The 15,833-nt window shown below is 40.1% G+C and carries 13 protein-coding genes; 1 reads left to right on the forward strand and 12 read right to left on the reverse strand.

The features are described 5' to 3' along the window. Positions 1–7: 7 nt before the first annotated feature. The 9 genes from EXE29_RS00515 to ppsA all read right to left on the reverse strand — a co-directional run bounded on the left by EXE29_RS00515 (position 8) and on the right by ppsA (position 11,431). On the reverse strand, positions 8–757 hold the full coding sequence (locus EXE29_RS00515) for a DUF3142 domain-containing protein (RefSeq protein WP_106984890.1): 750 nt from the start codon (positions 755–757) through the stop codon (positions 8–10). A 6-nt stretch (positions 758–763) separates the two neighbouring features. Next, positions 764–2,878 carry a PA5441 family protein gene (locus EXE29_RS00520; protein ID WP_120363630.1) on the reverse strand — a complete coding sequence of 705 codons (2,115 nt, stop codon included), beginning with the start codon at positions 2,876–2,878 and terminating at the stop codon, positions 764–766. A 110-nt stretch (positions 2,879–2,988) separates the two neighbouring features. After that, positions 2,989–3,867, reverse strand: a complete 879-nt coding sequence (cyoE, locus tag EXE29_RS00525; RefSeq protein WP_120363631.1) for a heme o synthase — start codon at positions 3,865–3,867, stop codon at positions 2,989–2,991. 10 nt (positions 3,868–3,877) lie between these two features. After that, a complete protein-coding gene (locus tag EXE29_RS00530; protein WP_171356355.1) occupies positions 3,878–4,207 on the reverse strand; it encodes a cytochrome o ubiquinol oxidase subunit IV in 330 nt (109 codons plus the stop codon). Further along, positions 4,204–4,824 carry a cytochrome o ubiquinol oxidase subunit III gene (cyoC, locus tag EXE29_RS00535; RefSeq protein ID WP_117007602.1) on the reverse strand — a complete coding sequence of 207 codons (621 nt, stop codon included), beginning with the start codon at positions 4,822–4,824 and terminating at the stop codon, positions 4,204–4,206. The genes EXE29_RS00530 and cyoC overlap by 4 nt, the downstream gene beginning before the upstream one ends. Before the next feature lie 4 nt (positions 4,825–4,828). Continuing rightward, positions 4,829–6,817, reverse strand: coding sequence for a cytochrome o ubiquinol oxidase subunit I (cyoB, locus tag EXE29_RS00540; RefSeq protein WP_106984885.1), 1,989 nt, complete (start codon positions 6,815–6,817; stop codon positions 4,829–4,831). A gap of 3 nt (positions 6,818–6,820) precedes the next feature. Then, entirely contained in the window at positions 6,821–7,897 is a 1,077-nt protein-coding gene (gene cyoA, locus EXE29_RS00545) for a ubiquinol oxidase subunit II (protein WP_106984884.1), read from the reverse strand. Between the two features lie 297 nt (positions 7,898–8,194). Continuing rightward, positions 8,195–8,971 carry an RDD family protein gene (locus EXE29_RS00550; protein ID WP_120363632.1) on the reverse strand — a complete coding sequence of 259 codons (777 nt, stop codon included), beginning with the start codon at positions 8,969–8,971 and terminating at the stop codon, positions 8,195–8,197. A gap of 81 nt (positions 8,972–9,052) precedes the next feature. Next, positions 9,053–11,431 carry a phosphoenolpyruvate synthase gene (gene ppsA / locus EXE29_RS00555; RefSeq protein WP_120363633.1) on the reverse strand — a complete coding sequence of 793 codons (2,379 nt, stop codon included), beginning with the start codon at positions 11,429–11,431 and terminating at the stop codon, positions 9,053–9,055. Positions 11,432–11,584: 153 nt separating this feature from the next. Between ppsA and ppsR the strand changes: the two genes are divergently transcribed. Next, entirely contained in the window at positions 11,585–12,421 is an 837-nt protein-coding gene (ppsR, locus tag EXE29_RS00560) for a posphoenolpyruvate synthetase regulatory kinase/phosphorylase PpsR (RefSeq protein ID WP_106984881.1), read from the forward strand. A 478-nt stretch (positions 12,422–12,899) separates the two neighbouring features. Here the strand turns inward: ppsR and EXE29_RS00565 are convergent, their stop codons facing one another. The 3 genes from EXE29_RS00565 to EXE29_RS00575 all read right to left on the reverse strand — a co-directional run bounded on the left by EXE29_RS00565 (position 12,900) and on the right by EXE29_RS00575 (position 15,548). Then, entirely contained in the window at positions 12,900–13,463 is a 564-nt protein-coding gene (locus tag EXE29_RS00565; RefSeq protein WP_106984880.1) for an NAD(P)/FAD-dependent oxidoreductase, read from the reverse strand. A 267-nt stretch (positions 13,464–13,730) separates the two neighbouring features. Then, positions 13,731–14,735 (reverse strand): LLM class flavin-dependent oxidoreductase, encoded by a 1,005-nt coding sequence (locus EXE29_RS00570; protein WP_106984879.1) that lies wholly within the window; start codon positions 14,733–14,735, stop codon positions 13,731–13,733. 285 nt (positions 14,736–15,020) lie between these two features. Next, positions 15,021–15,548: a hypothetical protein gene (locus EXE29_RS00575; RefSeq protein ID WP_106984878.1), complete on the reverse strand. Its 528-nt coding sequence runs from the start codon at positions 15,546–15,548 to the stop codon at positions 15,021–15,023. Positions 15,549–15,833: the final 285 nt, after the last annotated feature.

Raw genomic sequence — 15,833 nt, forward strand, 5'->3', positions numbered from 1 at the left:
GATATTTTTAGTGAGGCGCTTCACGCAACAAAAAAACAATATAGCCTTTGAAATTAGGATTGTTTTTAAAATCAATGCTTTTATCCCATTGGCCATGCTGTACCAAGCCAATTTTAAAGGGCAAGTTTAGCGCTGCAATTTTACTTAAATATGCGCGATAATGCGGAATAGTTGTGGAGCCTTGATAAGTTTGAATTGCAATTTCATCAATACTGCTTTGGAGTAACTGGAGCGTTTTTGTGTTTTGAAGATTACTCCAGTCCATCAGTCCAGTAATACTTAACTTGTATTTTTGAGGCAACTGAGATCTAAGCAGTGTCAGAAATAAAGCATAATCGTGTAGATTCTTGGTTTTAGCATCAAAATCAATTTGAATGCCTTCAATATTGCTTCCCATATTTTCCCAGCGTTTTACACGCTTTAATATGCTATTGAGTTCATTGTTGTTCCAATTTAAATGGTGATTGCGGTAGACCAGCCATATTTTTTGATGTGGCATGCTCATTGGAGCAATACCTTGTACGCTAAGTACTGACTGCTGGGTATGTTGCTCGAGATAAATATTGCCCTGCAGTATATAGAGTTCTTTGGCTTGACTGAGGTAGGGGGCAGATTTGATATTGCCCCAAATCCAGAATGAATCGTAGCTGTTGGCATTGATATAATCACTTGCCTGAGCAGATTGACTTGGCTTACATGCCGTCAGCGTAAATATGTAGCATAAAATAATGCAAACTGCTGTTAGCCAAGTTTTCATTTTTAATTACCAATAGTATTTCAGCGATTTAGCCCAGCTGGTCTCTGGATAATCACGCTTAATTTGGTCAAACCATTGTTTGCGTACGGATTTAGCCACGTCAGCATCCTGACAGTCATTAAGCCCACCTGGTGAGTAACACATGATTGCACGGTACAGTGCGTAGGCTTTTAAATCGGCATTGGACGTTGATTTGATTATATCCTTATAGACTTGACCGCGTGCGAAGATTGGCCCTTGCAAGGTACTGCGCTGTTTTTCATCTTCTGTGATACTGCTTAAACGGTAAGCTTTATCTGAACGAATATATTCACCTAGACAGAGCTTTAAGCTCAAATCTTTTGGTGCAACTTGCAGTTTTTGCGTAAGACTATAAAGATCTGGGCAGCTAAGCTTGGAGTTTATGGTTGAACCTTTCCAGACAAAATTACCCAGTGGAGGCTGTTTTTTATAAGATATGTAGTCGGTGTCACTAAAAACATATTGCGCAGCATTTTTTGGCAGTAGTGTGTAGGCTTGATTAAACAAGCTGTAGTTTTGATGAATCAAGGATTTTTCTAGCACCGTATTTAGCGCTAGATTTTTTTGATCTTCGCTGGCAGATTTGTCCTGCACAATATGCATTAAGCTGTTTTCGTTGGCTTGTTCGGTAATGAAGTTACGTTGTAGAAAACGCGCTTTAATTTTTGAGTTTTCGCCGGCAAAAAAGCTGGCATTTTGTTGCTTGGCATAATATGGATACAGCATAAGCTCAAACAGTCCGCGTTGCTCTGGTGTTTTTGCTTTGGTTTGTAAGTTTTCCCAGTATTGCTGCGTATTTGCAGATTGTCCGGCTTTTTCCATAACCCTACCTTTGAGCAATATTTGACTCAGAGCTAGGTAACTGTTTGAATTGCCAACCTGAGGGTTAGACAAATAATTCAAGGCTTCATTGGGTTTGTTTTGCACATAAAATAAATGCGTAGCTTGTAAATATTGGAATAGTTCTGGTTGTGTTTTAAATACAGTTTTTTGGCTGTTTAATTCATTCCAATTTATTACGCGGTCTTCCGCCGACTCAGGTTTGCGCATTCGCATTAAATCATATATGGCTAACAAGAAAGGATCTTTTAAATACTGCGCTTTGAACAATGGGGATTGGAAAACGTGACGGTCAATTTCATAGGCCAAATTACTCATTTCTAGATTATAAAATGGCGATTTGGGATTGTTAATTTGCCAAGTGATTTCATTTACCAATAACTGCTGTTGCCCACCAATCCAGTAACAGCGACGCAGTAGACCACGCGCGCTGGCTGCATATCTGCCCGATGGATACAGTTTTAAATACTGGCTAATGCTGTCATAAGTATTTTTGAGTAATTGCTGATTAATTTTGGACTGATCCAAATCTCCATATTCACCTAAGCCGGTTTGATAGGTTGCGTTGAGATTGCTACGAATTAGCATGTATTGCGCAGTTTCTTTAATCCATGGTTGATCTGCGGAAGTTAAAGCTGAATAAATCTTAGAAGCTGTGGAAAAGTTAGTATTGTAGAAGGCGATACTGCCATTTAGATATGAAGCAAATTGGCGTGCAGTCACAGACCAATGAGGATCTACGGTAATCAAACTGATGTGGTCGTCGCAAGTTTTGAGCTGGCTACGCGCTTTGATCAGAAAATCACGCTCTGTACTGGACAGTTTTTTATCTGCTTTAACCTGCTGAATAAAATCTTGATGGCTGTTCAGAATGGTGTTGCAGTATTCTGAATTTGAACCATCTAGTGCTTTGTTGGGTTGTCGCGCATTTTTGGCCAAATTGACGGCGGATGCTGTGAGTGCTTTGGTTTCGAATGGAACAGTGCTTGAAGATGTGTACCATAAGGTTTCAGTATCGGTAGCAAATTTAAATTTGGCTAAGCCTAAGTCGCTAAGTAACAAGAGCATGTTGACTTGGTTGTCATTGGCTGGTGTAAGCGCAGGAAGGGCATTGCACGCGGTATATTCATTATTTTGAATCTGAGCTGAAGTCTCGCAATAGATGTCTACACCAGAAAAAGCATGTGTGCTGTACATTAGAGCAAAAGGAAATGTAGAAATAAAAAGTGAAGTTTTAAAAGCTGTAGGGGTTAATTTCATTATTGAGCGGTAGGTTATTATTGTGCTCGCTATGGTATCAATTAGAAAATAAGACTCAAGAATTTTTTTAGGGGTATAAAGAAAAAAGATAGAGTAAAACTCTATCTTTTTTAAAACAGCGGTAAATGCGGTGCAGGTGAGGAATAGCTAAAACTAAAACTAAAACTTAAAGCAGTAATTAAAATCACTGAATATAAGAAATAGCGTTTTGCCCAAACCTGATCATTTTCGGCTTTAAATCCAATAATTGATAAATACACCCAGTATGCACAAAGTGCATTAAAAGTGATTAAAAAGAACATATTGGTATAGCCAAAGCAATACAAACCATTAAGTACCAAAGCAAACAAAATCACGTAAATCAGGCTTTCGACCTTAGTACGAAAAATTGAGCGAGCGACAGGTAAAATAGGAATGCCTGCATTTTTATAGTCATCAAAACGATAAACTGCAATTCCCCATGAATGTGGCATTTGCCATAGTGCATACGCTAAAAAGATTAGCAATGCTGCAACATCAAATTCATTTGAAACAGCGGTGTAGCCAATGACTGGAGGGCTTGCGCCAGAAATACTGCCAATCACCGTTTGGTGAATTGAAGTACGTTTGCTCCAAAGACTATAAAAAACTACATAAACCACAAAACCAAGTACAGCAAAGCCAAAAGCATAAGCATTCACAAAAAACCAAAGTAGGGCAAAGCCTAAAATTCCAAGTACCGCAGAGAAAGTCAATGCGACAGCTGGACTAATGGTTTTTTTAACGAGTGCTCGGTTCATCGTCCGTTCCATCTTTTGATCAATATCTTGATCAATGACGTTATTGACGACACAGCCAGAGCCTACAACTAGGGTTGTACCAAGTAGGGTGATAAGAAGGAGGAGGAAATCTACAGACCCCTGAGCGGCTAAAAAGAAGCCGCCCAGAGTGGTAACGAAGTTACCAAAGAGAATTCCTGGCTTAGTCAGGAATAAATACTTTTTCAGCATGACGAACAGTTTAGATCATCATGTTGTAGTGTAAGTAGTTCATGATCCATACAGAACCAACCAATAAGATTGCAACTGTAAGAATTGTATAGATGAACGCAATAACATTCCAGCGTTGCTCTGAAGAAGAGTTCATGTGCAGGAAGTAAACTAACTGTACAAGAATCTGAGCAACTGCAGTGATTGCAATTGTCGCAACAACTAAACCACGGCTAAAACCGCCCATCATAACCATACCAAAAGGAATGATTGTTAAAGCAACAGACAGGATGAAGCCAATTGTATATTGCTTAGTATTGCCGTGTGCAGCACCAGCTGAGTTATGGTCGTGACTCATTATAGAACTCCCATTAAGTAAACTACGCTGAATACACAGATCCAAACGATGTCAAGGAAGTGCCAGAACAAGCTTAGGCAAGCAAGACGACGAGTGTTTGGAAGTGTCAAACCATATTTCTTGATTTGGAACATCAACACAAGCATCCATACCAAACCAGAAGTTACGTGAATACCGTGCGTACCAACTAGAGTAAAGAACGCAGATAAGAACGCACTTGTGCTTGGACCATGACCAGCGTGTACAAGGTGATTGAACTCATAAAGTTCCATGCCGATGAAGGCAGCACCAAATACCCAAGTAATTGCTAACCAAGTTAAAACTTTTGAAACGTCTTTTTTGTATGCAGCAAGTACAGCAAAACCAAACGTTACAGAAGAGATTAAGAGAGCAAAAGTTTCTGTTAGAACGAAACCTAAAGTATCGCCAAACAATTCTTTTGCACTTGGAGTGCCCACAGGAACGTGACTGCTTAAAACAGCAAACGCAATGAAGAGTGTACCGAATAGGATCAAGTCACTCATCAAGTAAGACCAGAAACCAAAGACTGTGATGTCTGTATCATCGTGGTGATGATGTTCATCGTGTCCGTGGTTATCGTGATGAAGTACTTCAGCCATTGTCTTAGTCCTTCTTCAAGTGTTTTTCAAGAATTGCGTAACGTTCGTTTTCAATACGCTCAACTTCAGCTGCAGGAACATAGTAGTCCACTTTCTTCGTGAATGAAGAAACAATGAAGCTGATGATTGAAGCAATGAACGTAACAACAACTAACCACCAAATGTGCCAGATCAAACCAAAGCCCATAACTGTAATAAACATTGCAATTACGAAACCTGCCGCACGGTTAGTCGGCATGTGGATGTCTTCATATTTAGTAGGTTTAGCGTACGCGATGCCGTTTTCTTTGTCAGTCCAGAAAGTATCAATACCATTGATCTTTGGAAGGTGAGCAAAGTTATAGAACGGAGCAGGAGATGAAGTTGCCCATTCAAGAACGCGGCCATCCCATGGGTCACCAGTAACGTCCATATTGTCTTTGCGTTGAAGGAAACCAACAACAATTTGCATAACAAAACAGAAGATACCGATTGCAACAAGTACAGAACCGAAGAAAGCAATCGCTAAGTACGGATCCCATTCAGGGTTGTCATATGTATTCAAACGACGAGTCATACCCATGAAACCAAGGATATAAAGTGGCATGAATGCAAAGTAGAAACCGAAGAACCAGAACCAGAATGCAGCTTTACCCCAAGCTTCATTTAATTTCCAACCAAACATTTTTGGCCAGTAGAAAATGATGCCGGCGAACATTGCGAATACTACACCACCGATAATTACGTTATGGAAGTGAGCAATCAAGAACAATGAGTTATGTACAAGGAAGTCAGCTGGTGGAACTGCCATTAATACGCCAGTTAAACCGCCGATACCGAAAGTCACAAGGAAGCCAAGTGTCCAGTACATTGGAGTTGTAAACGTGATGCGGCCCTTGTACATGGTGAATAACCAAGAGAAGATTTTCACACCAGTAGGGATCGCAATGATCATTGTCATGATACCGAAGAACGCGTTTACGTTCGCACCTGCACCCATTGTAAAGAAGTGGTGAACCCACACAACGAATGAAAGAACGGTAATGGCAATAGTCGCATAAACCATTGACTTGTAGCCGAATAGTGTTTTGCGAGAGAACGTTGAAGTAACTTCTGAGTAAATACCAAAAGCAGGTAATACTAGAATATAAACTTCTGGGTGACCCCAAGTCCAAATCAAGTTCACGTACAACATTGGACTACCGCCCATGTCATTGGTGAAGAAATGGAAACCGAAGTAACGGTCAAGGGAAAGCATTGCAATTGTAGCTGTTAACACAGGGAATGCAGCGATAATTAGTACCGCAGTACAAAGCGCAGTCCAAGTGAAAATCGGCATGTCCATAAGTTTCATGCCAGGAGCACGCATTTTAATGATGGTAACAAAGAAGTTAACACCAGTTAAAAGAGTACCAAGACCTGAAATCTGAAGTGCCCAGATGTAGTAGTCCACACCCACGCCTGGAGAGTATTCAATGCCTGATAGTGGAGGGTAAGCCATCCAACCAGTTGCAGCGAATTCACCAATCGCAAGAGATGCCATCATTAAACCAGCAGCGCCTGCGAATAACCAGAAGCTTAAAGAGTTTAATAATGGGAAGGCTACGTCACGTGCACCAATTTGAAGTGGTACAGAAACGTTCATTAAGCCAACAACAAGACCCATCGCTACGAAGAAGATCATGATCACGCCGTGGGCAGTGAAGATCTGGTCATAGTGTTCTGGGTGTAAGTAACCTTCGCCGCCGCCTTTTGCAAGGAACAACTGAAGACGCATCATGATCGCATCGGCAAAACCACGCACAAGCATGATAATCGATACGAAGATATACATGATACCAATTTTTTTATGGTCTACAGATGTGAACCATTCAGTCCACAAGTAGTTCCATTTTTTGAAGTAGGTGATACCCGCAACAACTGCGATACCGCCTAGGATCATCATAGCCACAGTCACCAACACGATTGGATCGTGTGGGATTGAATCCGGGCCTAACTTACCTAATAAGCTCATGTCTTATTCCCCTACAGAAGCAGTCGCATGATCTGCATTTGCATGAGCTTCAGAAGCTACTGCTTCATGACCAGCAGCTGAGTGATCAGCACCGTGGTAGTTGCTCATGTATTTGTTAATTACAGATTCGAACAATTTAGGTTCTACTGAAGAGTAATAAGTCACAGGGTGTGGCTTAGTAGGATAAGGACCTTCTGCTTCAGCTAGAGCTGCTGCTTCTTTTTGCTTTTCAGTTTCAGCGTGTGCAACCATCATTTCAATTTGATGCTTAGAACGGTTGCCGTCACGTAAGGTTGCAAATTCAGCTTGGTCTAAAACAGTTTTTTGAACTGCTTCAGGATTTACTGAAGTACCATTGCCTGCTTTCACAGCCGCAACCCATTCAGCAAACTGAGCATCTGTCACAGAATGAGCACGGAAGCGCATTTGTGAGAAGCCGTAACCTGAGTAGTTAGAAGAGAAACCGCGGAAGCCTTCAGCTGGGCTAGTTTCGTCTGCCAATAAGTTCAGGTGAGTTTGCATACCTGCCATTGCATAGATCTGACCAGACAATGCAGGAATGAAGAATGAGTTCATTGTGAAGTTAGAAGTCAAACGAAGGCTTACTGGAGTTTTCTCTGGGAAGCGTAGTTCGTTAACAGTCGCAATGTTTTGCTCTGGATAGATGAAAATCCATTTAAATTGTTCAGCGATAACTTGAACAGTTAAAGGAGCTTTATCTGATTCTAGCGGACGGTACGGGTCATATTTGTGGGAACCCCACCATGTTAAGTACGCAAGAATACCAATAATAATGATAGGAACACCCCATACTACAACTTCAATTGCAGTTGAATGTGCCCATGTTGGTTTATAGTCTGCATCTTTATTTGACGCGCGATATTTCCAACCAAACCATAACGCCATAAGTGCTGATGGAATCACCACTAAAAGCATTAAATAGATCGCAGTCATCATCAAGTCAGATTGACCTTGAGCAACTGGACCTTTCGAGTTTAGAAGTACCATATCACCACCGCAACCTGTTAACAGTGCGGCGATCGCAGATAAAGACAATACAGCTAAAATTGTTTGTCTCATTTTACAACCTCGGTGAAGAGTCCCATTCCCTAATTAAATTATGGGATAGCGATTATAGTGTCGCATGATTGAGAATATTCTTATTAGACATAGAAAATCCTTCCCAATCATGAGACACCGCTACGTTGTTGGGCATTATGCCTCATATCTGGAAACTAAGCTATACATAAAGCGGGTTTAAATGACTGTATTAAAAACCTATTTTGTCAGTCGGAATTCATAAATGCTGTTAATAATTTTATTTTAATTTCAAAGGAATGAATAAAAAAGGGATGAAAACTCATCCCTTAATTTATGTTATTTTTGCTGCTTAATCACCTTAGTTTTCGCTAATTTATCATGTAAAGTTTGACGTTTCGCGCCAAAAGCGAATAAATAATCAACAATAGCCACCATTAAGAACATAAAGTTGATTAAAATAAATACGATGCTGCGCAGGGTAAATGCACGTAAGGTTGAAACTTGTTCACCTGATTCGGCATCTACGATTTGAATTTTGGTGATTTTTTTACCAATGCTTTGCCCTGACTTGGTAATAAAGTAAGCTTGAACCATAAGCATGATGACAAGATATGCTGTCATTGCCATCCATGCTTGTTGTGAAAACATATCAAAAATTTGATTTTGCAAATTTTGAATGACCGTTGGATTTGTACTTGCATCCATAACAGCGGTAATAAATTGCTCATTCAGTTTGTTGAATGCTTCAGTTTCTTGAGCGCTAAAGAAAGATGTCAAAATGTAGGTTGCAGGTAGCCAAAGCAATAGGTCAATAATTTTTGCTAATGCGCGACTTGGAATAGAGGCAAGTGTTTGCGATGCAACATTTGTGCTTTTTTGTGCCGTGGCAACAGGTTGTTGGAATGGTGTAGGTGCAGGTGTTGGGGGGGGGTAACCTGCAGGTTGGTATGTAAGTTGTCCTTGAGTGAGTTCACCTAAAGCCTTCCATTCGGTCATACCTTGGTGCCAAGCCAAATCTGTCAGTAAAACTTGTTGGCTTGAGAGCATTTGATTAAGTTGCTCTAAAGTGTATGGTCCAGCTTGTTGATTATTTCGTGCCAAGTAAATCTGCATAAAAATACAATCTCAAAACGTATATAAAAAGTATAGGTGAAAAAAAAGACCCAAATGTGGGTCTTTTTTTAACACAGATTTTTAAGCTTGTTGAGCTTTTTCTTCTGATAAGAAGAACCAAGTGTCTAATACTGAGTCTGGGTTCAATGAAACAGATTCAATACCTTGTTCCATTAACCATAAAGCAAGGTCTGGGTGATCCGAAGGACCTTGACCACAAATACCTACGTATTTGCCAGCTTTACGACATGCTTGGATTGCCATAGAAAGTAAAACTTTTACAGCTGCATCACGTTCGTCAAATAAATGAGAAACAATACCTGAGTCACGGTCTAAACCAAGTGTAAGCTGAGTTAAGTCGTTTGAACCGATAGAGAAACCATCGAAGTGTTCAAGGAATTGGTCTGCTAACAATGCGTTGGTTGGCAATTCACACATCATGATCACTTTAAGGCTGTTTTCACCGCGCTTAAGACCATTTAGAGCAAGTAATTCAATTACACGTTTCGCTTCGTTTACAGTACGAACGAATGGAATCATGATTTGAATGTTTGTTAAGCCCATTTCGTCACGAACTTTCTTCAATGCACGGCATTCTAATTCGAAGCAGTCACGGAAGTTGTCAGATACATAACGGCTTGCACCACGGAAGCCCAACATTGGGTTTTCTTCTTCAGGTTCGTATAACTTACCACCGATCAAGTTTGCGTATTCGTTTGACTTAAAGTCAGACATACGCACGATCACTGGTTTGTCAGCGAAAGCAGCTGCAAGTGTAGAAATACCTTCAACGAGTTTTTCAACATAGAATTCGATCGGAGATGCATAACCAGCAGTACGCGCCATAACTGCAGCACGCGTTTCACGTGGAAGGCTGTCAATATTAAGCAATGCTTTAGGGTGAACACCAATCATACGGTTGATGATGAACTCTAAACGTGCAAGACCAATACCTTCGTTTGGAATTTGAGCGAAGTCAAATGCGCGGTCTGGGTTACCTACGTTCATCATTACTTTGAACGGAAGAGCAGGCATAGATTCGATAGAGTTACGCTGAACTTCAAAATCTAAAGAACCTTCGTAGATGAAGCCAGTGTCACCTTCAGCACATGAAACAGTCACTTCTTGACCGTCTACAAGTACTTCAGTTGCATTGCCACAACCAACAATTGCTGGAACACCTAATTCACGTGCAATGATTGCAGCGTGGCAAGTACGGCCACCACGGTTTGTTACGATTGCAGCAGCACGTTTCATTACTGGTTCCCAATCTGGGTCAGTCATGTCTGATACAAGTACGTCGCCGTCTTGAACTTTGTCCATTTCTTTAATTGAAGTCACGATACGAACTTTACCAGAACCGATACGTTGACCAATTGAACGACCTTCACATACTACAGTACCTTTTTGTTTTAAAAGGTAACGTTCCATAGTACCGACATTTTCACGGCTTTTTACAGTTTCTGGACGTGCTTGAACGATATAAATTAAACCGTCATCGCCATCTTTAGCCCATTCGATGTCCATTGGAGAACCATAGTGGTTTTCAATGATCAAGGCTTGTTTAGCAAGTTCTTGTAATTCGTGATCGTTCAATGCGAATTGTTGACGTTCAGCTTTGTCTACATCAACAACAACAACAGATTTACCTGCAGCGCCTTCTTCACCGTAAATCATTTTTTGGTGTTTAGAGCCAAGGTTACGACGAAGAATCGCGTGTTTACCTGCATTTAGAAGCGGTTTTGATACGTAGAATTCGTCAGGGTTAACTGCGCCTTGTACAACCATTTCACCCAAGCCATAAGATGCTGTAATGAATACTGCATCACGGAAGCCTGACTCTGTATCTAGTGTAAACATTACACCAGCAGCACCAGTTTCAGAGCGAACCATACGCTGGATACCAGCAGACAATGCAACAACATCGTGTGCAAAGTTTTGGTGTACGCGGTAAGAAATTGCGCGGTCGTTATAAAGTGAAGCAAAAACTTCTTTAATCGCGATCAGAATGTTATCGATACCGCGAATGTTTAAGAAAGTTTCTTGTTGGCCAGCAAATGACGCATCTGGTAAGTCTTCTGCAGTTGCAGATGAACGAACGGCAACCGCGATGTCAGGGTTGCCGTTTGAAAGTGCTTCGAATGCTGTGCGGATTTCTTTTTCAAGCTCTGCTGTAAGCGGAGTGTCAACAATCCATTGGCGAATTTTAGCGCCTGTTTCAGCGAGAGCAATCACGTCATCAACATTGAGTGCTGCGAGCTCTGCGTTAATTTTAGCGTTTAGGCCACTTTGCTCAAGGAATTCACGATAAGCTTGTGCTGTTGTCGCAAAACCACCCGGGACAGATACACCAGCATTTGATAGATGGCTGATCATTTCACCGAGAGATGAGTTTTTCCCACCTACTAGTTCAACGTCATGTTTCCCTAATTTTTCTAGACCAATTACGCGCGCTTCCAAAGTTGTTACTCCACTTTTGCAGTATTAATCACTATCTTGGCATGAAATTATAACAAATTACTTAGCATTTTGGATTTACTAAGTGACAGTCATGTAAGATGGTTTACTATAAAGATTATATAGCACTTAGACAAATATTTGAGGAGAATTTTAATGTCAGAAGGTAAACAAATTCAGCGCAGTGTTTTTTTTATTTCTGATGGTACGGCCATTACCGCTGAAACCCTCGGACACTCTTTGCTGGCGCAGTTTCCGCATGTAGATTTTGACATTCATATCATCCCTTATATTACCTCTGAAGAGGCTGCTACAAACGTCGTAGCTGAGATCAATCAACGCTCACAAAAAGACGGTCAAAAGCCTTTGGTGTTTGATACCTTAGTTGACCCTTATGTACGTGATATTATTAATACAGCTGATGCAATAAATCTTGATGTATTTGAAGGGCTTATTAGTAAGTTGTCTGATGAATTAGGCACATCGCCTACGACTTTAGTCGGACAAACTCATGCAGTGACTGATTCTGAGTCATATAAGGCCCGTATTGATGCGGTACATTTTGCTCTAGATAATGATGATGGTGCACGTACACGCCATTATGATAAAGCTGATTTGATTTTGATTGGGGTATCACGTTCGGGTAAAACACCGACGTCAATTTACCTATCTTTGCAGTTTGGAATTCGTGTTGCGAACTATCCTTTAACTGAAGAGGATTTGGATGATAATCGTCTGCCTGCAGTGCTTCGTCCCCATAAAAATAAGCTATTTGGCTTGATGATTGATGCAGAACGTCTTGTAGCGATTCGTTCGGAGCGTAAAGCAAATAGCCGTTATGCAAGTTATAACCAGTGTCAAATGGAGTTGCGTGCAATTGAGGGGATTTATATTTCAGAAGGCATTAAGTATTTAAATGTGTCGGAAATGTCGATTGAAGAAATCTCAACACGTGTATTACAGATGACAGGTTTGAAGCGTCGAATCGGTTAACACTCAAATGAGCCACGCCTAAGTGGCTCATTTTTTATAAATATGAAATATGGATTGATAAGAATTTAATATCAGTATGTATAAAATAAATGCCATCTATAATGTCATTTTTTATAAAAATAACCTCTTGAAAGAGTAGATTAGAGAAAGCGCTTATTTTGAATGGAAATAAAAAACTAAAAATTGAGCAAATTTTATTAGAAAAATTAAATAAAATATTTTAACCATCTAAATAATCATGATGTTTTTATTTACCAAATTTAGACAAAAGTAGTGCGATTTCTATGTGCTAAATACGGATGAAAATGCTTTGATTCGACCCAACAATGTAGCTTATTTTTCAGATAGTTTTATGTACTAATTTGCTTTGATAGCACTTTTATAAGCACAAAAAAATGAACCAATTGATCACAAAACAACCAAATTAAATTCGTGAGCCTATACGAAACCAGCATAAGCTCATTTAAAAATGGATGAATTATGGTGCTTTTACATGGTGAATGATGACATCACATGGATAAAGATGATCATTAATCGCCTGAATTTCATGACTATGCACTTTCATAATTGGCCATGTCACTAAGGTGCAGTTGGGACGTTGTAAAGCCAAATAATAACTATCTGACTTTAAAAAAGTCTTATTTTGAATGGCTGTATTTGGCATGAGCAAATGCTTAAGCCATGTATCTTTAACTTGCTCTTCTAAAAAACGTAGCGCTAAAAGGCTTTTAATGCGGTTGTTAAATAAGCGTCGATTTTTAATCACCAAAGGGTGTTCAATCAGTTTATGTATAAAACGTTCTGTTTTGGGTAAAACAAAGTGGGGTTGTATTTGAAATACAGCAACTTGCTGTGCATGTTGACTGATGTGGTTCAGTTGCGTAGCCGTGTCTTGGTCGATACCAATTACTGCGACATTTTTATGGTTAAAGTCAAAATTTTTAATATCTTTTGAAGAAAGAAGTATGCCTTTAAATTCTTTAAAATCAGTATATATATTTTGAAAGGCCTGATGCGTGCCATCGGGCTGTTGTTTACTCATAAGTGGTGTTCCAATAATAATTGTTTTCGGGTGTATTTATAGGAATATAGATAGCGAACTTTCGCACAGAGGTAAAATACGGAATGTAATCTGGACAGTCATCCCGAAAATAATGCTGTAATCATCAAAAGATTATGTGAATTTGTGGGAGATTCGCAGAATTATGAATTGTCGAAGATTGGGGGGCTTTGCAAATAGCAACTTTCATTACAGAGATAAGAAGTCGATATGGAAAGAATATGAATGCTATTTGCAGGTCCAAATATTTTAAAGTTGGTTACGAATGCTCATCAAGCGTTCAAAACTGTCTAAGCGTTTCTGTGTGTCATAAATATCACAAGTAAAAATAAATTCATCGACATCATAGCGTTGTGCTAATGCTTCTAAGCCTGCTTTTACTGTGGAATTCGATCCAATTTGAGCTATGGCATAAAAACTTTCAACCGACATTTTTTCGGACGTAGACCAAATGCCTTCCATGCTTGGGATTGGTGCTGGAAGTTTGCCACGTTGGTTGCGAAACATATTTAAAATGCGTTGGTATGGTGTAGTTGCTAAGAATTCAGCTTCAGCATCGGTTTCAGCCACAACAACAGGAACCCCCATAGAGACATAAGGGCGCTCAAGGTATTCCGAAGCTTGGAAATTGTCGCGATAAATTTGAATGGCTTGGCCTAACATACGGGGTGCAAAGTGTGAGGCAAATGAATAGGGTAGGCCAAGCTGTGCTGCCAGTTGTGCGCTGAATAAGCTTGAGCCCAACAGCCAAACTGGAACGTGTGTACTTTGGCCAGGCGTTGCAATAATCCGCTGGTTTGGCATAGGGTCTTTAAAATATTGCAAAATTTCTGTGACATCACGAGGGAATTGATCTTCGGTTTCTTGCTGTCCGCGACGTAAGGCACGCATTGTATTTTGGTCTGTACCAGGTGCACGACCTAAACCTAGCTCAATACGGTTAGGATATAAGGTTGCTAATGTGCCAAATTGTTCAGCAACTACTAATGGTGCATGGTTAGGAAGCATTATTCCGCCTGAACCCAATTTGATCTGTTGTGTATTTGCCAGTAAATAGCCTAAAAGCACTGATGTTGCAGAGCTCGCAATCCCAGCCATATTGTGATGTTCTGCTACCCAAAGGCGTTCGAAACCCAGCTTTTCTGCATGTTGTGCCAGTTCCAAAGCATGATGTAAGGCATCTGCAATCGTTTTGTTTTCACGAACAGGTGCAAGTTCTAATATTGAAAATTTAATTTCATTTAAGTTACGCATAACTGGCCTCGTATTCTTTATATCGACATAATACGATATATGGGTTTGCATGTATATCGATAAATTTCGATATTAATCGCATTCAGCACAATCTATATAAGCATGATTATAAATGTGTTCGGGTCTGGGCTGTATTCCACCTTTAATAGGTATTCCTGTTGTATCGTATATATATTCGTTCTTCTAAAATGATGATTGATATAGTGGTTTAGATGTTTTGCTTGGACATTAAAAAAGCACCCGAAGGTGCTTAATATTGAGCGCTAGCCTAAGAGGCTATCCTACTTAGCGACGGTCTTGTTTGTACCAACCTAGGTGACGGCCGTTGTCATGGCGATAGGCTGAGTTGTTGTAGCGGTATTTAGAATTGCGGTAGCCACGATTGTCATAGCGGTCATCATAACGGCTGTCATAACGATTGTTGTATCTATCATCATAACGACGGTCTTGGCTAACTTTTTGGCCTAAAGCAGCACCACCAGCAGAGCCCGCTGCAGCACCAATATATCCACCATTTGTGCCACCCATATTTTTACCAACGGTATAACCGCCAGCACCGCCAAGTGCACCACCAATAATTGCGCCATTACGATCACGTTTATTTGAGGCTGCTGCAGCACCTGCGCCACCACCAATTGCAGAACCAATCATAGCGCCAGTTTGGCCACCCATTTGATTACCAATGGCTGCACCTACAACACCACCAAGTGCTGAAGTAAGGGCTGTATTTGTGGCATTGCCTGCATTTGCTGCAGTCATGGTCATTGCTGAAGCTGCAAATACGGCACTAAAGAATACGGTTTTGATTTTCATTTTAAACTCCTAAGAGCATCACAATTTCGTCTTGAGTTAAATGTAAGAAAAAAGATGGAAAAAATAGTGAAGGCTAATATTGCTCAGTAGTATTATTTGGTTAATGCTTTGTAATTTTAGATCTTTAATTGCTTCATAATTAATTAAATATTCACAACACATTGTTTTATATGGTTTTATTTTGGTATTTGATTGTGTGTAAAAATTATAATCTTAAGAAAGATGAGCCTCCCATAAGTCCGCGCTTAGCTTGGGAAATAGAGATGTTGTTTTTTTGTTTTTTTT

It is taken from the genome of Acinetobacter sp. WCHAc060006 (assembly GCF_004209135.1).
In the GTDB taxonomy this organism is placed as follows: Bacteria; Pseudomonadota; Gammaproteobacteria; order Pseudomonadales; family Moraxellaceae; genus Acinetobacter; species Acinetobacter cumulans.

What these genes read in the sequence shown, in the direction of transcription:
- EXE29_RS00515 (WP_106984890.1), bottom strand. Translation starts at nt 757, where the DNA reads ATGAAAACTTGGCTAACAGCAGTTTGCATTATTTTATGCTACATATTT.
- EXE29_RS00520 (WP_120363630.1), bottom strand. Translation starts at nt 2,878, where the DNA reads ATGAAATTAACCCCTACAGCTTTTAAAACTTCACTTTTTATTTCTACA.
- cyoE (WP_120363631.1), bottom strand. Translation starts at nt 3,867, where the DNA reads ATGCTGAAAAAGTATTTATTCCTGACTAAGCCAGGAATTCTCTTTGGT.
- cyoC (WP_117007602.1), bottom strand. Translation starts at nt 4,824, where the DNA reads ATGGCTGAAGTACTTCATCACGATAACCACGGACACGATGAACATCAT.
- cyoB (WP_106984885.1), bottom strand. Translation starts at nt 6,817, where the DNA reads ATGAGCTTATTAGGTAAGTTAGGCCCGGATTCAATCCCACACGATCCA.
- cyoA (WP_106984884.1), bottom strand. Translation starts at nt 7,897, where the DNA reads ATGAGACAAACAATTTTAGCTGTATTGTCTTTATCTGCGATCGCCGCA.
- EXE29_RS00550 (WP_120363632.1), bottom strand. Translation starts at nt 8,971, where the DNA reads ATGCAGATTTACTTGGCACGAAATAATCAACAAGCTGGACCATACACT.
- ppsR (WP_106984881.1), top strand. Translation starts at nt 11,585, where the DNA reads ATGTCAGAAGGTAAACAAATTCAGCGCAGTGTTTTTTTTATTTCTGAT.
- EXE29_RS00565 (WP_106984880.1), bottom strand. Translation starts at nt 13,463, where the DNA reads ATGAGTAAACAACAGCCCGATGGCACGCATCAGGCCTTTCAAAATATA.
- EXE29_RS00570 (WP_106984879.1), bottom strand. Translation starts at nt 14,735, where the DNA reads ATGCGTAACTTAAATGAAATTAAATTTTCAATATTAGAACTTGCACCT.
- EXE29_RS00575 (WP_106984878.1), bottom strand. Translation starts at nt 15,548, where the DNA reads ATGAAAATCAAAACCGTATTCTTTAGTGCCGTATTTGCAGCTTCAGCA.